The organism is Heliomicrobium undosum, from assembly GCF_009877425.1.
Classification (GTDB): Bacteria; Bacillota; Desulfitobacteriia; order Heliobacteriales; family Heliobacteriaceae; genus Heliomicrobium; species Heliomicrobium undosum.
In genome coordinates this window covers 84,368-105,161 of sequence record NZ_WXEY01000008.1, presented here as the reverse complement: position 1 = coordinate 105,161, position 20,794 = coordinate 84,368, and the positions used below count along the sequence as shown (strand labels likewise).

The window sequence follows — 20,794 nt, the reverse complement described above, 5'->3', positions numbered from 1 at the left end:
GTGTCTAAAAAGATCTTGCTTGTCGACGATTCCCCGCTGATTCACAACCTGCTCCGCAAAACTTTGGTTAAGCACGGTCACGAGGTGATCGGCGACGCTATGAACGGCAAAGAGGGTGTCGAACTGTACCGCAAGCTTTCCCCGGATCTGGTCTTCATGGATATCACCATGCCGGTCATGGACGGCATCGAAGCGGCGCGAGCCATCAAAGCGGAAAGTCCCGAGGCGCGGATCATCATGCTCAGCGCCATGGGCGACGAGGAGATCATCAGCCAGGCCAAGGAACTGGGCGTCGATATTTTCCTCCAGAAGCCCTTTGACGATTACAAGATCATCAGCGCCATCGCCAAGGTGGTATGAAGGGGGAAGAACCATGGATGAGCGCATGACCAAACCCTTTTCCGAAGCTGTCGTGAATATCTTCCGGCAGATGGCGGATATCGACGTGGAGATTGAATCCGGCCCGTCGCCGGACAGCGACGAGATCCGCTCCCTCGGCGTGACCTCGATCCTCACCTTTGCCGGTAAGGTGAAAGGCCGCTTTCTGCTCGACCTTGACACCGAACTGGCCCTCCACCTGGCGCAGACCGTCGCCGGCGGCGAATACGATTCCGTGAAGGATCACATGGTGCTGGCCTCCGTCTCTGAGATGAACAACATCATCTCCGGCAACGCCATCACCCGGCTGAACAACGAATACGGCCTGAGCCTGCGCCTGGCGCCGCCCATCGTCTTTGCCGGGAACGATGTGATCATCGCCATCCCCAAGATCGCCTCTGCCTCTGTCAACTGTAAAACCGCGCATGGAAGACTGAAGGCCAGCGTGGCCATCAGCAAGGCCTAGGGCGCCGATAGGAGGAGCGACTGATGCAAGACAAGCATATCGTCCCGTTTCTGGACGCCCTGGACAACGTGTTGGGCCAGTTCGGCGCCACCGACATCCGGCGGGGCGCCCCGGAGCGGAAAGAGACCATGCATGTAGACATGGATGTGACGGCCGTCCTCGGCCTGGTGGGCAACCTGCGGGGCAACGTAGCCTTTTCCCTCTCGTCGGAGACGGCCAAAAAAATCGTCTCTGCCATGATGTTCGGCATGCCTGTCGAGGAGATCGACAGCATCGCCCGCAGCGCCATCGGAGAACTGGCCAACATGATCACCGGCAACGCCCTCACCGCCAATGTACAAACCCTGCTCTCCGGCGGGAGCGCCACCTATGACATCACCCCACCGTCGATCATCTTTGGCAAGGACATCTACTTCATCATCAGCTCTGTCGAGACCATCGCCGTGCCGGTGGAGACGTCTTTGGGGAAGATTGAGGTCAATATCGGGTTGGAAATCTAAGTACCCGTTTAGGCTATCCACCCCCTGTTCCCCTTTCGTAATAAAAGAACAAACTCAATAAACGACCACAAAAGGGCTGCCCTCAACAGGGTGGCCCTTGCTTTTTCTTGATGTTTTCTTTACGCCTTCATGAGATTTCTTGACACGCCCTTGACCGTCATAGGGGCTATAGTAGTCACATGCCACAGAAAACGAGGTGAGGTGACAACGATGGAAGAGACGGTAAGCCACTCGGAAGCGGCTTTTAATTATGCGTCCGATCGGCAAAGGCGATCATTCTAGCGAGAAGGAGGACGACCATGAACGATATGGCTGTGGGAATGTTTATCACCGTTGTCTTGCTGATCTATCTGGGTTACTGTCTGATGAATGCGGAGGAAATCTAACGTGAAAGAAATGGATGTATTGCAGTTCGGGCTCTTTCTTTCGATTCTGTTCGCCTTGGCTGTTCCGCTGGGCATCTACATGGCAAGAATGTATGATGGCGGGCCGACTCGGTTGGATGGCCTTTTTAGCCCAATGGAAAAGCTCATCTATCGCCTGACCGGCGTAGACCATCACCGTGAAATGAATTGGAAAGAGTATGCAACGTCTCTTTTCACGTTCAACATGTTCGGTTTTTTGCTTCTGTTTCTTAACCTGGTGTTCCAACACATGCTTCCCCTGAATCCGCAGGGCTTCGGACCTGTTGTGCCGGACTTAGCCTTTAACACGGCCATCAGCTTTATGACCAACACCAACTGGCAGGCTTATGGCGGGGAAATAACATTGAGCTATTTTTCCCAGATGGCGGGACTTACCGTTCAGAATTTTGTGTCTGCAGCGACCGGCATGGTTGTTGTCATTGCGCTCATCCGCGGATTGGTTCGTCACACAACCCAAACGATAGGGAACTTCTGGGTCGATCTGACCCGCACCGTTCTGCGGATCTTGCTCCCGATCTGCTTGATCGGCTCGTTAGTCCTCGTGTCACAAGGGATGATCCAAAACCTGAGTCCTTATGTGAGCGCATCGACCATGGAAGGCGGAAGCCAGACGATTGCCATGGGGCCAACGGCGTCGCAGGTTATTATCAAGATGCTCGGGACGAATGGCGGCGGCTTTTTTAACGCCAATTCGGCCCATCCCTTTGAGAATCCAACGCCATTGACAAACCTGATGGAAATGCTCTCGATTTTTGTGATACCGGCGGCGTTAACGATTACCTTTGGCCGTATGGTGGGCAATATGAGGCAAGGCCTTTCCATTTTAGCGGCCATGACGATGCTGTTTTTGCTGATGCTAGGCACGCTGTACACGAGCGAAATCATCGGCAATCCACAGATTGCCGCCATGGGTGTGTCGGGCCCGACGGCGATGGAAGGGAAGGAAGTTCGCTTTGGCATCGGCAACTCGGCGCTCTTTGCCACGGTGACCACAGCCGCTTCCTGCGGCGCCGTTAACGCCATGCATGACAGCTTGACGCCGCTCGGCGGCTTGGCGCCGATGTTGCAGATGATGCTGGGCGAAGTTGTCTTCGGCGGCGTTGGCGCCGGGCTGTACGGTATGCTGATGTTCGTCATGCTGACTGTATTCATCGTGGGGCTGATGGTGGGAAGAACGCCCGAATACCTCGGAAAGAAGATAGAGTCCTGGGAAATGAAGATGGCTACCTTGGCTATCTTGATCCCCGGCGGGATGATCCTGGTATTGAGCGCATGGGCTTCAGTCACCCCGGCGGGAACCGCCTCGATTCTGAACCCAGGCCCCCATGGGTTGAGTGAAATCCTGTACGCATTTGCTTCTGGCGTGGGCAATAACGGCAGCGCCTTTGGCGGCCTTTCGGCCAATACCCTCTTTTACAATCTGCTGATGGGGTTGGCCATGTTCATCGGACGATTCGGTGTCATCATCCCGGCGCTGGCCATCGCCGGCAGCATGGCGGCCAAAAAAGTCACGCCGGCAGGCGCGGGCACCTTTGAAACCACGGGACCCCTGTTTAGCAGTCTGCTTGCCGGGACGGTCCTCATCGTGGGCGCGCTCACCTTCTTCCCGGCGCTGGCGCTCGGACCGATCGTGGAACAACTGTTGATGTTGGCTGGGCAAGCCTTTTAGGAGGAGAAGCATGTTGAGCTCGAATAAAGCGGCAAAAGGCGGCGAAGGCCCATCGGTTATCGGCCAGGCCATAAAAGAATCCTTTGTCAAGCTGAACCCGCGCATGTTGTGGAGAAATCCGGTCATGTTCGTCGTCGAAGTTGTGGCGCTGTTGTGCGCCTACTTCGCGATACGGGATATGGTTGCCGGCGGAGACTGGACATTTACCCTTCAATTGACGTTGTGGCTCTGGCTGACGGTCTTGTTTGGCAATTTTGCAGAGGCCTTAGCGGAAGGCAGGGGAAAAGCGCAAGCCGAATCATTGCGAAAAGCGCGAAGTGAATCAAAGGCCAAACGGCTTGGTGAAGGAAAAGACTTTACTGTGGTATCCGCCTCGAAGTTGCGCAAAGGCGATCGGGTCCTCGTTGAAGCGGGTGATGTGATTCCCGGTGACGGCGAAGTGGTGGAAGGGATCGCTTCCGTAGATGAAAGCGCGGTTACCGGGGAATCGGCGCCGGTGATACGGGAATCCGGCGGGGACCGAAGCTCGGTCACCGGCGGGACCAAGGTGCTTTCTGACTGGATCATCGTCCGGATCACAGCCAACCCGGGTGAGACCTTCTTGGATCGGATGATCGGTCTCGTCGAAGGGGCGAAACGTCAAAAAACGCCCAATGAAATCGCCTTAAACATTCTTCTGTTGGGACTCACTATCGTTTTTTTGCTGGCTGTCGCGACGTTAGCGCCTTTTGCCATCTATTCGGGAGCGCAGGTGTCCGCGTCGGTTCTGAGTGCCCTCCTGGTTTGTTTGATTCCGACCACCATCGGCGGCTTGCTGAGCGCCATCGGAATCGCGGGAATGGACCGTCTATTGAAGAAAAACGTCCTCGCCATGTCTGGACGCGCTGTCGAGGCTGCCGGTGATGTGGATGTGCTGTTGCTCGATAAAACGGGCACGATTACACTGGGCAATCGCGTGGCCACAGAGTTTATTCCTGCGACAGGTGTGTCAGCGCAGCAGTTGGCGGAAGCGGCCCAACTCTCTTCACTTGCCGATGAGACACCAGAAGGCCGAAGCATCGTGACCCTGACTTGCGAAAAGTTTGGGATCAAAGAAAACAAGGCCAAGACGCTGCATGCAACCTTCGTTCCTTTCACGGCCCAGACCCGAATGAGCGGAGTTGACATCGAAGGCATCTCCATTCGCAAAGGCGCTGCCGACGCCATCGACCGATATCTGCAAGCAAAGGGCCAGCGGTTGTCTGGCGACGTTATCGCCGCCGTTGAAGAGATCGCCAAAAAAGGCGGCACACCGCTGGTGGTTGCAGAAGGCAACAGGGCGCTCGGCGTCATTTATCTAAAAGATGTCGTAAAAGGCGGTATCCGAGAGCGGTTTGCTCAACTGCGTAAGATGGGGATTAAAACGGTGATGATCACTGGCGATAACCCATTGACCGCGGCCGCCATTGCGGCAGAAGCTGGGGTGGATGACTTTCTGGCTGAGGCTACACCTGAAGCCAAGCTGAAACTGATACGAGAATACCAGAGTAAAGGGCGCCTCGTCGCCATGACCGGTGACGGAACGAACGACGCGCCAGCCTTAGCCCAGGCGGATGTTGGCGTTGCCATGAATAGTGGCACCCAAGCGGCGAAGGAAGCAGGGAATATGGTCGATATGGACAGCAACCCCACCAAACTGTTGGAGGTAGTCGAGGTCGGCAAGCAGTTGTTGATGACGCGCGGGTCACTGACCACATTTAGTATCGCCAATGACGTTGCCAAGTACTTTGCCATCATTCCAGCCCTGTTCATTGCCACATACCCGCAGTTAGGCTTGCTCAACATCATGGGATTGGCCACCGCGAAGAGCGCCATCATGTCGGCTGTCATTTTCAATGCCTTGATCATCGTTTTTTTGATACCCCTTGCCTTAAAGGGTGTCGCCTATCGGCCTCTTGGAGCGAATGCCTTGTTGCGACGCAACTTGTTGATTTATGGATTGGGCGGCTTGGTCGCGCCGTTTATTGGCATCAAACTGATCGACATGATCCTTGTAATGATTGGACTTGGCTAAGACCATTCCAAGCAATTAAGAGCATGGCATGGGTTAAGAAAGGATGGGACAAGAGATGGCAATAGCGGCGGGGAGAGCGTTAAGAATGGTATTGCTCATGACGCTTTTGACAGGGATCCTGTACCCTTTGACCGTCACCGGATTGGCGCAAGCCCTTTTTCCGGCGCAGGCGAACGGCTCACTCATTCAAGCGGGCAATCAGGTTATCGGTTCAAAGCTGATTGGGCAAAACTTTGAGGGCGTCCAATACTTCCATCCGAGGCCTTCCGCCGCCGGGGAAGGGTATGATGGGGCCGCTTCATCGGGTTCAAACCTGGGGCCTACGAATCAATCATTCCTAAACAGTGTGCAAGAGAGAGTGAGCGCCTTTAGAGCGTTGAACGGTCTCGGACCGGATGACCCTGTTCCCTCTGACATGGTGACAGCCTCGGCAAGCGGCCTTGATCCCCACATCACCCCGGAGGCTGCCCGGTTACAAGCGGCTCGGGTTGCCCAGTCCAGAAATATGGCGATGGATGAAGTGACCGCCTTGCTCGAACAGCATATAGAAGGCCGGCAGTTTGGGATTTTGGGTGAGCCGCGAGTGAATGTGTTAGAATTAAACATAGCGCTTGATGAATTGGCGAAGCGATGATGGAGAAACGTGCACGCTGTTTCCGGCTGAAAGGTTTGTGAAGATGAGAGATAGACGCGCGAATCCGGATGCCTTGCTGGAGAGTATCAATGCGGGAAATCGCGGAAAACTGACGGTCTTCCTGGGCGCAGCCGCTGGTGTGGGTAAAACCTACGCCATGCTGGAGGCGGCCCAGGAATTGCTCCAAGATGGCATTGATGTCGTTATCGGCTGGGTGGAGACCCATGGCCGGAAGGAGACCGAAAAACTCACCGAGGGGATTCCTGCGATTCCGCCGAATCGGCTGACCTATCGAGGTAAAATATTTCAAGAAATGAACATCGACGCCCTATTGGCGCGGAAGCCAGCAGTCGCTTTAGTGGATGAACTCGCGCACACGAACATTCCAGGCTCCCGACATACTCGCCGTTACCAGGATATCGAGGAGTTGCTGGCAGCGGGCATCCATGTGTATACGACCGTAAACATTCAACATGTGGAGAGTCTTAATGATTATGTAGCGAAAATAACCGGTATTGTTGTTAAAGAGACAGTACCGGATGGTTTTTTGTTAAAAGCAAATCAAATTCAAATCATTGACATTCCGCCTGAGCAATTATTGCAAAGACTTAAGGAAGGAAAGGTATACATCCCCTCCCAGGCGAGGGAGGCGATGAGTAAATTTTTTCGTCAGGGGAATATCAGCGCGCTCAGGGAAATGGCGCTGCGTTTTACTGCACAGAAGGTTGAACGACAGTTGGAGACCTATATGCAGGCGAACGCGATCAACGGTCCTTGGCCTGCGGGGGAGAGGGTTTTGGTATGTGTGGGACCGAGCCCTTTTTCAGCGCAACTCATTCGCACCGCCTGCCGGATTGCCAATGGCTTGCAGACAGACTGGATTGCCGTCAACGTGGAGACGCCAAAGCGGTTTCCTTCGAGCGAAAGGGAACGGGACAGCTTATCGAAAAATTTGCGCTTGGCCGAAGAATTAGGGGCGGAGATTGTAACCGTTTATGGTCAAGATGTGGCAGAAGAAGTGTTGGACATCGCGCGTAAGCGAAACATCACGCAGATCGTCATCGGGAAACCCTTGTATCCGCGCTTTCAGGAATGGATGCGCGGCTCTGTCGTTGATAAAATCATCCGACATAGCGACGGTATCAGCATCCATGTCATCCCGGGTCAGCCGCAACAGCGGGAACGATGGCCGAAGGAAGCGGCTCAAGAACAAAAAATCGATTTTATGGCCTACCTTGCTGTCTTTTCTATGGTGGCGTTGTTGACATGGATAGCGAGTTGGGTCAATCCTATGGAAGATCTGGCTAGCGTCGTAACGTCCTTTCTACTGCCGGTCTTGTTCAGCGCCGTTCGCTGGGGACCCGGTCCGGCTATCTTTGCAGCTTGCGCGGGTGTATTAGCATTTGATTTCTTTTTTGTCCCCCCGGTGATGAGTTTTACTGTCACTGACATCCGGTACCTGGTTACCTTCCTGATCTTTCTATTGGTGGCCCTGCTGACAAGCGCTATGGCTGGAAGGCTGAAAGCGCAAGCAGAAAATGCGCGCCAGAAAGAGAATCAGACAGCGGCGCTCTACGCGCTAAGTCGGGAAATCTCCGCCATTTCTGATCTTGCCGCTATCTTGGATAGCCTAACGAGAAAATTGGCGGAAACATTCGGCGCTCAAGTAGTCCTGTTCTTACCTAACGCGTCAGGAAAACTGGAACTTCAATCAGAGTCGCCGGTCGGCGCCCTGGCGTTCTTAGATGATAATGAGCGGGCTGTGTTGCTCTGGGGATTTGAGCATATGCAGATCGCTGGTCGCGGAACGGACACCCTTGGCGGAGCCAAGGCGCTCTACTATCCGATTTTATCGGGAGGAAGCGGAGTCGGTGTCATCGGTTTGCGATTAGAGAGACCAGACCGTTATTTTCAACCTGACCAGAGGAGACTATTGGAAGCCTTTGTGGGACTGGCGGCGATCGCAATCAACCGGATACAACTCGAAGAAACAGCGAAAGAAGCTAGGGTGTTGGCTGAATCAGAAAGGCTGCACACCGTTTTATTCAACTCCCTCTCCCATGATTTGCGGACGCCTTTAGCCTCTATTATCGGCGCTGTCAGTGGGTTGCTGGAACAAGAGAGCCTCTTTTCGCCCGACGATAAAAAGGCGCTGCTTCAGACGATTCAGCAAGGCGCCAACCGCATGAACCGTCTTGTCAATAATCTGTTGGATATGGCCAAGTTGGAGAGCGGCATTTTTCAGAAGAATGTTCAATGGTGTGATATGGAGGATCTCATAGGCGTAGTCATTCCCCGTATGGCGGAGCCATTTCAAGGCCGGACGGTAAAGACGGATATATCGCCGGGTTTGCCCTTGGTTCGGGCTGATTTTGGACTGCTCCAACAGGTGCTTGTGAACTTGACCGATAACGCGATGAAGTATTCTTACAAGGACACACCTATCGAAATAACCGTCGGCAGACAGATGGATACGATAGAAGTGTCTGTATGCAATGAGGGTCCGGCCATTCCCGAGCAGGATGTAGAGCGTATTTTCGATAAGTTTTACAGGTTGTCATCGCCGGGGCAAGTGAGCGGGACGGGTTTGGGACTTGCGATCTGCAAGGGGATCGTTGAAGCCCATGGAGGGAAGATCTGGGCAAAGAATCGGGCTGATGGGAAAGTGTGTGTTTCTTTTTGTCTGCCACTGGAAGAGAAAGTGCCCGTTGATGTTCCTAAGGGGGCAATGGAAGCAGATGACGAATAGAGGTCAGCGAATACTTGTTGTCGACGATGAATCGCAGATTCGAAAGATGTTAAAGGTTGGTCTGTCTGCCCATGAATATGAAGTGGTGGAAGCTGACACGGGGCGGGACGCCATTCAACAGGTTGCGCTGACACATCCCGATTTGGTCGTGTTAGACATGGGGTTGCCCGATATCGATGGGTTGCGAGTGGTGACGGAATTGCGTGATTGGTCGAACGTCCCGATCATCATTGTTTCGGCTCGCGACCAAGAGGGGGAGAAAATCGCTGCACTCGATGCGGGGGCAGACGATTATGTGACCAAACCTTTTGGCATGGGGGAGCTTCTCGCCAGGATTCGAGTTGCCCTCCGTAACACCATGGGGAAAGAGGAAAAACCGGTAATCCTATTAGGTGGGTTGTCGATCGATCTCGCGCGCCGGATGGTCGCTGTCGATGGGGAAGAAATCAAGCTGACGCCAACGGAGTATGAAATGCTAAAGCTGCTCGCTGTCAACCAAGGGAAAGTGGTTACCCATCGACAGATCTTGCGCCACATCTGGGGAAAAGCATACGAGCAGGAGACTCACTACCTTCGCGTCTACATCCGACAACTGCGGCAAAAGATTGAGACGAACCCATCACAGCCGCAACATCTGATTACGGAACCCGGTATCGGTTATCGGTTGTTGTGACATAAAGAAGCCATTTCCAGGTCGTACAGCCTGAAAGCGGCCTTTGTCTCCTTTGTCTTCAGTTTGGCCCGAAAGGCGAGATACCTTTGGGTATTTTTCTGATTTTAAAAAGCTGCGTAAAGATTGCTCAGCGATTGCATGGAAATCGTTGCTGATTGTGAAAATAGCGAAACTATTAATGGCGCCGCGACGAAATCGGAATTGAGCGTTAGGGAAATAGCGACGTTAGAAAAAGGAGACGGTGTATAAACCGTCTCCTGAACAAACAACGCATTTTTCTGTTAGACCGACTTCGTCGCTTCTTTCGCTTTCGCCTTGGGATGTTCCTTGATAATGGTGTACCACTTGATCAGAGCGTCACCCATGACGATGACGGAGAGGCCCATCATGATGGAAGAGAGGACCGTGTTCAGCATGTTGTTGGTCGGCAGGTACTGGTTGACGATGGTCCAGTAGCCGGCGGTCATGACGGAACTGAAGAGGTAGACCATGGGAACCGCTGTGACAAGACCGTAGAGGACCTTGCCGGTCCGGCGGAGGATCAGGCTGGTGCCGATGGCCAGGGCCAGCGAGGCGAGGAGTTGGTTGGAGACGCCGAAGAGGGGCCAGACGGTGGCGATGTCGCCGCCATAGAGCAGGTAACCCCAGAGGAAGCAGACCAAGACGGAGGAACCGATGACGCCCGGCGTCCAGTCATTGTCTTTCAGTTTCGGGATGACCTGGCCGAAGAAGTCCTGGACGATGTAGCGGGCGACGCGGGTGCCGGCGTCGATGGCGGTGAGGATGAAGACGGCTTCAAAGAGGATGGCGAAGTTGTACCAGTAGGCCATGAGGCCTTTCATGCCGGGGAGGGCGGAGAAGATGTAGGCCATGCCGACGGCCAGGGAGACGGCGCCGCCAGTCCGGCCGGCCAGGTCCATGCCGACCATCTCGGACAGTTCCGGCAGGTTGACCATGGGCATGTTCAGTTTGGCAAAGACGGCCGGGGCAGAGTTGATGGCGAAGTAGTCGCCAGGCATGAGCACACAGGCGGCGATGAGGGCCATCATGCCGACGAAGGTCTCCATCAGCATGCCGCCGAAACCGACCAGTTGGATGTCCCGTTCGTTGTCGATCATCTTGGGTGTCGTGCCGGAGCCGACCATGGCGTGGAAGCCCGAGATGGCGCCGCAAGCGATGGTGATGGAGACAAAGGGCCAGACGGGGCCTTTGATGATGGGGCCGCCGCCGTTGATAAACTGGGTGACGGCGGGCATGTGCAGTTCCGGGTTGACGAAGATGATCCCCATGGCGAGGGCGCCGATGGTGCCGATTTTCATGTAGGAGGAGAGGTAGTCCCGGGGGGCCAGGAGGAACCAGACGGGCAGGGCGGCGGCGAAGAAGGCGTAGATGGGCAGGGCCAGTTTGACGCCAATTTCCGAGAGGGTGAAGAGATTGCCGATCCAGGTGCCCTTGATGTAGGGACCGAAGGCGACTGCGGCAATGATCAGGGCCATGCCGAGGATGGTCGCTTCGCGGAGCTTGTCCGGGCGGGCCTTGATGATCAGACCGACGACCATGGCGATGGGGATGGTCATGCCGACGGTGAAGGTGCCCCATGGGTTGCCCTTCAGGGCGTGGACGACGACGAGGGAGAGGCCGGCCATGGTAATGGTGATCGTGAAGAGGATGGCCAGGCCGACGGCAAAACCGGCGATGGGGCCGATCTCTTCTTTGGCGATTTCCGAGAGGGAGCGGCCCTTATGGCGGACCGAGGCGAAGAGGACGACCATGTCGTGGACAGCGCCGCCGAGGACGCCGCCGATGAGCAGCCAGAGGACGCCGGGCAGGTAGCCGAACTGGGCCGCCAGGATGGGGCCGACGAGGGGGCCGGCGGCGGCGATGGCGGCGAAGTGGTGGCCGAAGGCGACCCATTTGTTCATGGGCACGAAGTCGGAACCGTTGTTCAGTTCGTGGGCCGGTGTCTGGCGGGCGGGATCGATGGCCAGCACCTTGGAGGCCACGAAGCCGCCGTAGAAGCGGTAGCCGATCACGAGGATACAGGCTGTGGCGATGATGAGGGTGAGCGCATTCATGAGACCTTCCTCCTTCTTGAATCGTAGTTGGAATGCTATAAAGTCCGGTTACCTATCAGTTTAGTGAACGCAATCACGAATGGCTAGAAAAGCTGCATGAAAGGAAAAAAAGCGCGCATCAGATGCACGCTTTTTTGCATGAGACACAGGAACGATGAAAGAACCTCAGAGAGAGCCGCCAGAAGACCCGCTAAAGGCCCAGCAAGTCTTTCAGTTGCCGGGCGTAGTGGCGACTCACAGGGACCTCGCTCTTGTCATGGAGGATCAGGTTGTAAGCGCCGTTGAACCAGGGGACGATCTCCCGGAGCGCTGACAGGTTGACGAGAAAAGCCCGGTGGGTGCGGCAAAAACGGTCCGGATCAAGGCGATCCTCCAGTTCCTGCAGCGTCAGGTTCAGTTCCAGCAGTTCGCCGTCCACCTTGATCAGCGCTTTGCGGCCCTCCACGGTGGCGTAGAGGATTTTGGACACATCGACGAGGAGCAGTTTGCCCTCCTTGTTTGCGGCGACGCGGTCGAAGGCGCGGTGGCGCTCATGGACGCCGCTGCCGGCGATGCCATTGCCGGCGCAACCGCTACTGGCGCCGGGCTCTGTCGGAGGGACAGCCGGTTCTTCGATCCATGTTGGCGAGAGCCCGCCAGGGGGTTCAGGCGACGCTTTTCCACGATAACCGCCCGGAGACCCGTCTCCCAATTCGTCCGGCCTGGTCTGGACGGCGGCGACCGGCTCCCGGCTGAGCAGCAAGGCCTTCAAATCTGCCAGGTGCTCTTCCAAACCTGTTCGCTGCGCCAGCCGTTCCCGGACGCGCCGCCACGTCGCTTCGAGCCGTTCCGGGTCAAAGGGCTTAAGGATATAATCGAGGGCGCGCACCTCAAAGGCTTTGAGGGCATAGGCATCAAAGGCGGTAGCGAAGACGACAAGGGGCAGGCGGTTCTGTTCCAGGAGTTTGCGCGCCACCGACAGGCCGTCGAGGTCATGCATCTGGATGTCGAGAAAGAGCACATCGACCGGAAGGTCTGCCAGGATTTCCAGGGCTTCCTCTCCGCCGTCGGCCTCGCCGACGACGCGGCAGTCAGGGAGCTTTTCCAATAAAAAGCGCAGTTCCCGGCGGGAAGGGGCTTCATCATCGACGATAAAGGCGCGAATGATCATCAATTATTCCCTCCTGACCGTCTAGCTGGCCATCAACAGGGAGATGTCCTTATCGGGGATGCGCAGGGCGCAGATGGTGCCCAGGCCGGGCTTCGATTCGATGCGCAGGCCGTAATCGGGACCATAGATGCTGCGCAGGCGCTCATGAACGTTGCGCAGACCGATGCCGCCGGAAACAGCGCAGGGCGCGGACCCGTTCCGTACCAGCAATTGTTCCACCTTTTCCGGCGTCATGCCCACGCCGTCATCCTCGACGGAGATGTCCACATGACCGTCCGCGTGGCGGTGCGCCCGGATGGTGACAGAACCGCCCTCTCGCAAGGGGAGCAGGCCGTGGCGCAAGGCGTTTTCGACGAGCGGCTGCAAGAGCAAGGGAGGGATGGGGCAGGAGAGGGCAACCTCTTCGATGTCATGGATGACTTGGAGACGGTCTTCAAAACGGGCCTGTTCGAGGGCGAGATAGGACTCGATGTGAGCCAACTCTTCGCGAAGGGACACGAATTGGGAGGGTTCGCGCAGGTTTTTGCGGAAAAAATCGCCCAACTGGATCAGGAGGTTCCGCGCCGTTTCCGGGTGGGTGCGCACATAGGAGGCCACCGTGTTGAGGGCGTTAAAGAGGAAGTGCGGGTTGATTTGGGCCTGGAGGGCGCGAATCTCGGCCGTCGCAGCCAGGCGGGCCTGCCGTTCCAGTTCGGCGATCTCCAGTTGGGTGGAAAACAGGTGGGCGAGACCTTTCGCCAACTCCTCATCGACGATGCCGACCTGTTTGGTCCGGTAGAGCTTGAGGGTGCCCACGGGCTTGTCCTTGCTCAGTAGGGGGACGATGACGGCGGCGTGGAGATTGCAGCCTGGATGGGCGCAGTGGATCTCATCCTGGGAAGAAGCGACGACTGGGCCGCCGGTCTGCAAGGCCTCCTCGGTGGCCCGGGTGAGGATGGGCTGTCCGGCCAGGTGATGGTCGGCGCCGAGGCCCACGTGGGCCAGGATCTTCTCCCGGTCGGTCAAGGCGACGGCGTCCAGGTCGGTCATGTCTTTGACGACGTTGGCCACGGCCAGGGCCGACGATTCGTTGAGGCCGCGGCGGAGCAAGGGCAGGGTGATGTTGGCGATGCGCAGCGATTTTTGCGCCTCCAGCGCGCCGGCCTGCTCCTCCTGGGAGCGGATATCCTGGATCAGCATGACCGAGACGGCGATGCCGACGGCGTTGACGGTGATCATGGGCAGGGCGATATGGCTCACCAGCAGGACGGCGTCTTCGAAGGGCCGTGCCACAGCCAGGATGATCAGCATCTGGATCGTCTCCGCCATCAGACCGGTGATCATAGCGCCGGTGCCGCTTAGGGCTTGCGGGTGGTAGCGTCGGATCAGACCGGCCAGTAGGCCTTCCGTGATCGTGGAGATGGCGCAGGCCAGCGCGGTGAAGCCGCCCATGGCAAAGCGGTGGACGCCGCCGATCAGGCCGGCGCCGAAACCGGCGAGAGGCCCGCCGAGCAGGCCGGCCAGCACGGGGCCGATGACCCGCGAGTTGGCCAGGGCGCCGTCGATGGGGATCGCCGCATAGGTGCCAATGATGGATAGACCGCCGAAGATGACGATCAGCCGGTACACATCCTCCCGGGTTGTCGTCCGGTTGGCGAAAAAGCGGCGGATGGCCGGGTGTCGGGAAAGCAAAAAGGAGATGGTGATGACGATCGTCATCCGCTGGGCCAAAAAGAGCAGGATGTCATGATGAATCAACAAGGGCGAGTCCCCCTTTCGCGGAAAAAAACAATGAATCGATAGTATAACGCGTAAGCGGTGTCTAGATCAAGGGTAACAAGAAATTAAGCATGACGCAAGAAGGGGAAAAGGAGGGAGGCAGGAAAAACAGAAACAACAGAAACAGCAGGAACGGATTAAACAGGGAAGAGGCAGGACCCTATGGACAGGGATAAGGATGGCGCGTATAATCAATTCGTCAACCGGATTACATAGTATCGGTTTACAATCGTTCGATCTTGCGACTCAAGAAGGGCTTCATTAAAGTCATAAAAATAGAAAAACAGGAAGGCAACTCGCAGCAGGGAAGGCGCAGCGCCTAAGCACGGGTAAACAAAGCAAAACAAGCGAGACCGAAAGGACGATGACACCATGCAATCGATCATCAAACAAACGGAAGCCGCCCTTTTTGCCGGCGAGGTCCTGGACCGGGAGACAGCCGGCAAGCTCGCCGGAATCGAAGGCAGCGACATATACTCGTTGATGGACCTGGCCCGCCGTGTGCGCGATCATTTCGGCGCCGGAAATGTGGATCTCTGTTCCATCGTCAACGCCAAATCGGGGGCCTGTTCCGAGGACTGCCGATTTTGCGCCCAGTCGGCCCACCACCAGGCCTGTGTCGAAACTTACGACCTGCTGGATCCCAACGCCATCGTCGCCCGGGCGAAGACGATGGAGACGGAAGGCGCCCACCGCTTTTCCCTGGTCGCCAGCGGGCGGGGGATGGACGACGCCGAACTGGAGCCGGTGCTCGCCATCTACGAGAGGCTCCGCCGGGAAACGAAGCTCGGCCTCTGCGCCTCCCTGGGCATCCTGAATGAGGCCCAACTGCGCCGTCTGGCTGAAGCGGGCGTCACCATGTACCATCACAACCTGGAGGCGTCGCGCCGCTTCTTCCCGCAGATCTGCACTACCCACAGCTATGACGAACGGATCGCCACCATCCAGGCCGCCCAGGCTGCCGGCATGGCCGTCTGCTCCGGCGGGATCTTTTCCATGGGAGAGACGATTGATGATCGCATCGATATGGCTTTTGAACTCCGCGATCTGGGCATTCAATCGGCGCCGATCAACATCCTCAATCCCATCGCCGGGACGCCCATGGAAGCGCAGCCGGTCATCGCCCCGCTGGAGATCCTCAAATCGATCGCCCTCTACCGGCTGATCCTGCCGTCGGCCCGCATCCGCATGGCCGGGGGACGGGAAGGGGCGCTGCGCAACCTGCAGTCCCTTTGTTTTATGGCCGGCGCTGACGCCGCCCTCGTAGGCAGCTACCTGACGACGAGCGGGCGGACGGTGGCCGAGGATATCCAGATGCTTCACGATTTAGGGCTGAATGTGACCAACCTGTGAAGCAGAGAATGACTTCCTGATCTTGTCTTCATAGCTGTCGAATTCCCCTGGTTCGCTTCCCCCGGAGCGTTCTAGGGGCTTTTTATTTATCCGATCTATCATTTATCCGTTGCCTCTCTCACAGAAGGAAGGTAAGATAAAAACTAATTTCGCCGAAAACTTTTTCTCAGTTCTGTCTATGCTTTGCCCGATAGTCTAATGAGGTGGTCGACAACAGTTTAAGGAGGCGGTGCATGTTGCGGTTGTTACGCAGTATCCAGGCCAAACTGATTCTCGTCATCGTCGGCGTTCTCCTTGTCACGATAACGGTCGTGGCCCTTTTTTCCTGGATGACGACGAGCGAAGCCTTTGAACGGAACTTCGCCCGGCAGACGGAGAAAAACCTGGTCGGTTTCAATAGCCTGCTCGAAAACTATAAGAGCCAGGCCTTGGCCCATGCCGCCAACCTGGCCACTCACCCTGCTATCGTCGCCGGAACAAAAAACCGTGATTTTTCAGCTTTATTGCAAGCGACGACGCCGATGATGAAAAAAGGGAACCTCGATTATCTGGTCGTGACCGATGCTGCCGGAAACGCCATCATCCGAACCCATGAGCCGGACAGGTTTCCTAAAGCCGATGACAACATCGCCAATCAGGTCAACGTGGCGCGCGCGCTCGAAGGCAAGACCTTTACCGGTATTGAACAGGGCAAGGTAGTCCGCCTGTCTGTCCGCGCCGGCGCGCCCATCTATGATCAGGGGCGGCTGATCGGGGTGCTCTCGACGGGCTATGTGGTCAGCAAAAACGATATCGTCGATGAGGCGAAGGAGATGTTCGACGCTGAGTTCAGCCTCTTCCTCGACAAGGAGCGGGTGGCCACATCCATCGTCGACAAGGCGGGACAACGGATCACCGGCAGCCAGATCACGGCAGATGACATCATCAACAGCATATTTGCGGAACGAAAGCCCTTCATTGGGCTCAATAAAGGGTTGGACGGCGACTACATAACCGGTTATGCGCCGTTGATCGGCGCCGACGGGGCCGTCATCGGCGTGTTGGGGACAGCGAGGGAGAAATCGTCGTTACAGGAAGTGAAGCAGTCAATCGCTCGTCAGATTATCCTTTCCTCCCTGGCCGCGCTGCTGCTCGCCGGGGTCGTCGGCGTCTGGTTTGCCCGCCGGATGGCGCGTCCGCTCGTCGAACTCCAGGATCTGATGGCCCGGGCCGGCGCCGGAGACTTGACGGTCCATGGCGCCGTTCATTCGACCGATGAGATCGGTCAGTCGGTGGCCGGTTTCAACCTAATGATTCGGCGCCAGGCGGAAATCGTCTCCATGGTGCGCAAGTCCTCCGAGGAGATGGCGGCCGGCGCAGAAGAGATGGCTGCTTCGGCCCAGCAGGTGACAGGCGCCGTCCAGGATGTGGCCCGCAACATTCAAGAGGTGGCCCATAACGCCGACAAAGGCAACATGGCAGCCCTTGAGGCGTCAGAGGTGTTGCTCGAACTGTCTTCCTTGATCCAATTGGCGAAGAATCAGGCGTCCGTTGCAGCCGACAACTCCCGGCAGACCCTTTCTGCGGCTGAGCGGGGACGGCAGACAGTCGCCAAGTCCATTGAACACATGCTGACGATCAAGGATAGAACCAAAGAGGCGGAAGCGATGATGGACGCCCTGGACCGTTACTCCCGAGAGATCAACCGGATGACCGAGACGATCACGGCCATCGCCGCTCAGACCAACCTGCTGGCGCTCAATGCGGCCATCGAGGCGGCCCGCGCCGGTGATGCCGGTCGCGGCTTTGCCGTCGTCGCTGACGAGGTGCGCAAACTGGCCGAGGAGTCAAACCGGGGGGCCGGCGAGGTGGCCGAACTGGTGACCAAGGTGTTGGAGAGCGCCGCTGCTGCTGTTACCGCTACCCAGCAGAGCCACAGCGAAGCGGAACGAGGCGCTGCGGTCGTCAAAGAGGCCGGCGAGGCCTTGCAACTGATCCTCCAGGCCGTGCAAGGGACGGAAAAGGCCATCGACGGCATCGTAACCCTGACCAATGAGGAAGTAGCCAGTTCTGACCGCATCATCCGTCTCATCGATTCCATCTCCTCTGTCATTGAAGCGACAGCCGAGCGGGCAGAGACGGTAGCGGCGGCGACAGAGGAGACATCAGCCAGCATGGAGACGATTGCGGCAGCGACAGAAGAGACGAGCGCCATGGCCGTCGAATTGGCCGGTTCGGTGCAGAAGTTTCGATTGCCCGACGTTCGCGCCGTCATGAGCGCCGCTGAACTCCTGGAGAAGGCCAAGTCTGACCACCTGCTCTGGAAGATCCGCATCCAGAACATGCTCAAAGGCTATGAACAGGTCAACCCCGAGGAAGTGACCTCTCACCACCACTGCCGCCTGGGCAAATGGTACTTCGGCGCCGACAACCCCTTTAAGCAAGACCCCGACTTTGTCTCCCTCGACGGTCCCCACGCCCGTGTCCATGAATTTGCCATGAAAGCGGCTGACGCTTTCCGCGCCGGTCAACACGATGTGGCCCAGCAGATGCTCGCTGAGTTGGAGAAAAGCTCTGAGGAGGTTCTCGGCCGGTTGAACCGGTTGATCAGTAAAGCGAAGTGATCCCGTTATGAAACCGGGCCGCGCTGCCCGAAGAAGATCCTTGTTATCTATTCTCTAAGCAAACCATCCTGATGGTGATAGGAAGCTCGCGGAAGGTGATACTAACCCCTGAAGACAAAGGAGGTTGGAGGCCATGCCGCTTCATCCAAAGTCACTAGCCGGGAATACCGGGCAAACCCCTGCAAAGGGTGACGAAAAAAGAGGGTTGCAAAACTCCCAGGGGGACCCTGAGGCTGTTGATGAGATTCAAGAGATTGACGGCATCAGCGGGCTCCAGGAGATCGACACGATACCCGAGATTTCAAAGGATTACTAGCGAAGGGCAACAAAAAAAGGGCTGGTCGCTGAGGCAGCGGCCACGCCCTTTTTCCGTTTTCACACCCTATGTAACAGTGAAGCAGCCTCGGTTTTACAGGATCACCAAAACGCTGTAGAGCAACGCCACGAGGAAGCGGTAGTAGGCGAACGGCGCCAAACCGATCCGCTGCAGCAGCTTTAAGAACCAGACGATGGCCGCCCAGGCGACGACGAAGGAAACGACGAAGCCGAGGGCAAAAAAGGGCAGGTCGGACGCATCGAGGAACTGGTAAGACTTCAACATGTCATAGCCCGTGGCGACGGTCATCATCGGCACGGCGACGATGAAGGAAAACTCGGCGGCTACGGCCGAGGTCATGCCAGCCAGCATGCCGCCGGAAATGGTGGCGCCGGACCGGGAAAAACCGGGCCAGAGGGAGAGGCACTGAGCAAGTCCGACGAAGAGCGCCTGGCGGTAGTTGATCCGTTCGAGATCGTCAACCGGGCGACGGGGACCACGCCACCAGGTAGCCGCCAGCATCAAAAGGCCGCCCAGGACGAGACCGATGACGACGGATTGATCGGAGAAAAGCCCCTTGATCGATTTGTGAAAGAAGAAACCGAGGATGCAAGCCGGCGCCATGGCGATGGCCACATGCCAGATGGTAAAGCCCCGGTCATCGAAACGGATGCCGTCAGCAAAGAGGTTTAAGATCAGGTTTAAGAAACGGTCCCGGTAGAGGACGAGGACCGCCAGGATGGCGCCCAACTGGATGAAGACCTCGAAGGTGGCCGCTTTATCCCCCTCAAAGCCAAGGAGGCTGCCGACGAGGATCATGTGCCCTGTTGAAGACACGGGAATGAACTCTGTGAGGCCTTCCACGATTCCGAGAATGACGGCGACGATATACAGGTTTTCCATGGCAACTCCCCCAACCCTAACATTCCTCTCCTACAATAGGGGAGCCATGGCCTAAAGTCAACGGGAAAGGGCGATTTTACCCTTCAGAAAACAGGCTTGTGCTCAGATAGCGTTCCCCCGTATCGGGCAGGAGGACGACGATGCGCTTGCCCCGGTTTTCCGGTCGCTTGGCCGCCTCGATGGCGGCGAAGGCGGCGGCGCCGGCGGAGATGCCCACGAGCAGCCCCTCCTCCCGGGCCAGGCGGCGGCTGGTTGCGAGGGCGTCGGCGTCAGCGACAGGGAGGATTTCATCGATGAGACCGCTGTCATAGACATCCGGGATGAAGCCGGCGCCGATGCCCTGGATCCCGTGGGGGCCCGGTTTGCCGCCGGAAAGGACGGGAGACCCCGCCGGCTCGACAGCGATGACCTGGAGGTTGGGGTTTCGCTGTTTCAGTGTTTTGGCCGTTCCCGTGATGGTGCCGCCGGTGCCGACGCCGGCGACGAAGATGTCCACCCTGCCGTCTGTGTCTCGCCAGATCTCCTCGCCGGTGGTCACCTGGTGGATGGCGGGATTGGCGGGGTTGGCGAACTGCTGGGGCATGATCGCGCCAGGGGTCTCCTTCACGATCTGCTCCGCCTTTTGCACAGCGCCGCGCATCCCCTCGGCGCCGGGGGTGAGCACCAATTCGGCGCCAAAGGCCTTTAGAAGATTGCGGCGCTCGACGCTCATCGTCTCCGGCATGGTCAGGATCAGCCGGTAGCCGCGGACGGCGGCCACCATGGCCAGGGCAACGCCGGTGTTGCCGCTTGTCGGTTCGACGATGACAGCACCAGGTCGCAACAAGCCCCGTTCTTCGGCGTCCTTGATCATGTTGAGGCCGATGCGATCCTTCACGCTGCCGCCGGGGTTGAAGTACTCCAACTTGGCGATGATCTCCGTCACAGCGCCGCTGTCAGCGACGGATTTCCCGTCACCGCCGTTAGCGCCGCCGCGCGCAACAGCATCGCCGGCAGTTGCCGATCCAAGAATCCGGCGCAGTCGAACCATCGGCGTATTTCCAATCAATGCGGTCACATCCTGGGCAATCCGTTCCATAGAAAACACAC

16 protein-coding genes are annotated in these 20,794 nt (G+C 57.2%); 11 read left to right on the top strand and 5 right to left on the bottom strand.

Annotation, left to right across the window (positions count from 1 at the left end; translation table 11 throughout):
• The 8 genes from GTO91_RS09560 (at nt 1) to GTO91_RS09525 (ending at nt 9,547) form a co-directional block, all read left to right on the top strand.
• Nucleotides 1-360 carry a response regulator gene (locus GTO91_RS09560; RefSeq protein ID WP_161258311.1) on the top strand — a complete coding sequence of 120 codons (360 nt, stop codon included), beginning with the start codon at nt 1-3 and terminating at the stop codon, nt 358-360.
• Between the two features lie 13 nt (nt 361-373).
• A complete protein-coding gene (locus GTO91_RS09555; RefSeq protein ID WP_161258308.1) occupies nt 374-844 on the top strand; it encodes a chemotaxis protein CheX in 471 nt (156 codons plus the stop codon).
• A 23-nt stretch (nt 845-867) separates the two neighbouring features.
• A complete protein-coding gene (locus tag GTO91_RS09550) occupies nt 868-1,344 on the top strand; it encodes a chemotaxis protein CheX (protein ID WP_161258305.1) in 477 nt (158 codons plus the stop codon).
• Nucleotides 1,345-1,740: 396 nt separating this feature from the next.
• Nucleotides 1,741-3,438 carry a potassium-transporting ATPase subunit KdpA gene (gene kdpA, locus GTO91_RS09545; RefSeq protein WP_161258467.1) on the top strand — a complete coding sequence of 566 codons (1,698 nt, stop codon included), beginning with the start codon at nt 1,741-1,743 and terminating at the stop codon, nt 3,436-3,438.
• A 10-nt stretch (nt 3,439-3,448) separates the two neighbouring features.
• Nucleotides 3,449-5,491 (top strand): potassium-transporting ATPase subunit KdpB, encoded by a 2,043-nt coding sequence (kdpB, locus tag GTO91_RS09540; protein ID WP_161258302.1) that lies wholly within the window; start codon nt 3,449-3,451, stop codon nt 5,489-5,491.
• 85 nt (nt 5,492-5,576) lie between these two features.
• Nucleotides 5,577-6,125 carry a potassium-transporting ATPase subunit KdpC gene (gene kdpC, locus GTO91_RS09535; protein WP_161258299.1) on the top strand — a complete coding sequence of 183 codons (549 nt, stop codon included), beginning with the start codon at nt 5,577-5,579 and terminating at the stop codon, nt 6,123-6,125.
• 73 nt (nt 6,126-6,198) lie between these two features.
• A complete protein-coding gene (locus GTO91_RS09530) occupies nt 6,199-8,874 on the top strand; it encodes a sensor histidine kinase (RefSeq protein WP_235919432.1) in 2,676 nt (891 codons plus the stop codon).
• Complete coding sequence (locus GTO91_RS09525) at nt 8,864-9,547, top strand: response regulator (protein ID WP_161258296.1); 684 nt, start codon at nt 8,864-8,866, stop codon at nt 9,545-9,547. Before GTO91_RS09530 ends, GTO91_RS09525 begins: the two co-directional genes overlap by 11 nt.
• 281 nt (nt 9,548-9,828) lie before the next feature.
• Here GTO91_RS09525 and GTO91_RS09520 read toward each other — a convergent pair whose 3' ends face one another.
• From GTO91_RS09520 to GTO91_RS09510, 3 genes are all read right to left on the bottom strand, one after another.
• Nucleotides 9,829-11,622 (bottom strand): carbon starvation CstA family protein, encoded by a 1,794-nt coding sequence (locus tag GTO91_RS09520; protein WP_161258294.1) that lies wholly within the window; start codon nt 11,620-11,622, stop codon nt 9,829-9,831.
• A 190-nt stretch (nt 11,623-11,812) separates the two neighbouring features.
• A complete protein-coding gene (locus tag GTO91_RS09515) occupies nt 11,813-12,772 on the bottom strand; it encodes a LytR/AlgR family response regulator transcription factor (protein ID WP_235919467.1) in 960 nt (319 codons plus the stop codon).
• 21 nt (nt 12,773-12,793) lie between these two features.
• Entirely contained in the window at nt 12,794-14,512 is a 1,719-nt protein-coding gene (locus GTO91_RS09510; protein ID WP_161258288.1) for a sensor histidine kinase, read from the bottom strand.
• A 390-nt stretch (nt 14,513-14,902) separates the two neighbouring features.
• Between GTO91_RS09510 and bioB the strand changes: the two genes are divergently transcribed.
• From bioB to GTO91_RS09495, 3 genes are all read left to right on the top strand, one after another.
• The gene (gene bioB, locus GTO91_RS09505; protein ID WP_161258285.1) at nt 14,903-15,883 is read left to right on the top strand and encodes a biotin synthase BioB; all 981 of its coding nucleotides are present in this window, start codon (nt 14,903-14,905) and stop codon (nt 15,881-15,883) included.
• A 233-nt stretch (nt 15,884-16,116) separates the two neighbouring features.
• Nucleotides 16,117-18,486, top strand: coding sequence for a methyl-accepting chemotaxis protein (locus tag GTO91_RS09500; RefSeq protein ID WP_161258282.1), 2,370 nt, complete (start codon nt 16,117-16,119; stop codon nt 18,484-18,486).
• A 133-nt stretch (nt 18,487-18,619) separates the two neighbouring features.
• Nucleotides 18,620-18,802 (top strand): hypothetical protein, encoded by a 183-nt coding sequence (locus GTO91_RS09495; protein WP_161258280.1) that lies wholly within the window; start codon nt 18,620-18,622, stop codon nt 18,800-18,802.
• Between the two features lie 93 nt (nt 18,803-18,895).
• Here GTO91_RS09495 and GTO91_RS09490 read toward each other — a convergent pair whose 3' ends face one another.
• Nucleotides 18,896-19,705 (bottom strand): undecaprenyl-diphosphate phosphatase, encoded by an 810-nt coding sequence (locus GTO91_RS09490; protein WP_161258277.1) that lies wholly within the window; start codon nt 19,703-19,705, stop codon nt 18,896-18,898.
• A 76-nt stretch (nt 19,706-19,781) separates the two neighbouring features.
• Nucleotides 19,782-20,783: a cysteine synthase A gene (gene cysK / locus GTO91_RS09485; RefSeq protein WP_161258275.1), complete on the bottom strand. Its 1,002-nt coding sequence runs from the start codon at nt 20,781-20,783 to the stop codon at nt 19,782-19,784.
• Between the last annotated feature and the right edge of the window lie 11 nt (nt 20,784-20,794).

What these genes read in the sequence shown, in the direction of transcription:
- kdpB (WP_161258302.1), top strand. Translation starts at nt 3,449, where the DNA reads ATGTTGAGCTCGAATAAAGCGGCAAAAGGCGGCGAAGGCCCATCGGTT.
- kdpA (WP_161258467.1), top strand. Translation starts at nt 1,741, where the DNA reads ATGGATGTATTGCAGTTCGGGCTCTTTCTTTCGATTCTGTTCGCCTTG.
- GTO91_RS09555 (WP_161258308.1), top strand. Translation starts at nt 374, where the DNA reads ATGGATGAGCGCATGACCAAACCCTTTTCCGAAGCTGTCGTGAATATC.
- bioB (WP_161258285.1), top strand. Translation starts at nt 14,903, where the DNA reads ATGCAATCGATCATCAAACAAACGGAAGCCGCCCTTTTTGCCGGCGAG.
- GTO91_RS09525 (WP_161258296.1), top strand. Translation starts at nt 8,864, where the DNA reads ATGACGAATAGAGGTCAGCGAATACTTGTTGTCGACGATGAATCGCAG.
- kdpC (WP_161258299.1), top strand. Translation starts at nt 5,577, where the DNA reads ATGGTATTGCTCATGACGCTTTTGACAGGGATCCTGTACCCTTTGACC.
- GTO91_RS09490 (WP_161258277.1), bottom strand. Translation starts at nt 19,705, where the DNA reads ATGGAAAACCTGTATATCGTCGCCGTCATTCTCGGAATCGTGGAAGGC.
- GTO91_RS09495 (WP_161258280.1), top strand. Translation starts at nt 18,620, where the DNA reads ATGCCGCTTCATCCAAAGTCACTAGCCGGGAATACCGGGCAAACCCCT.
- GTO91_RS09520 (WP_161258294.1), bottom strand. Translation starts at nt 11,622, where the DNA reads ATGAATGCGCTCACCCTCATCATCGCCACAGCCTGTATCCTCGTGATC.
- cysK (WP_161258275.1), bottom strand. Translation starts at nt 20,783, where the DNA reads ATGGAACGGATTGCCCAGGATGTGACCGCATTGATTGGAAATACGCCG.
- GTO91_RS09500 (WP_161258282.1), top strand. Translation starts at nt 16,117, where the DNA reads ATGTTGCGGTTGTTACGCAGTATCCAGGCCAAACTGATTCTCGTCATC.
- GTO91_RS09550 (WP_161258305.1), top strand. Translation starts at nt 868, where the DNA reads ATGCAAGACAAGCATATCGTCCCGTTTCTGGACGCCCTGGACAACGTG.
- GTO91_RS09515 (WP_235919467.1), bottom strand. Translation starts at nt 12,772, where the DNA reads ATGATCATTCGCGCCTTTATCGTCGATGATGAAGCCCCTTCCCGCCGG.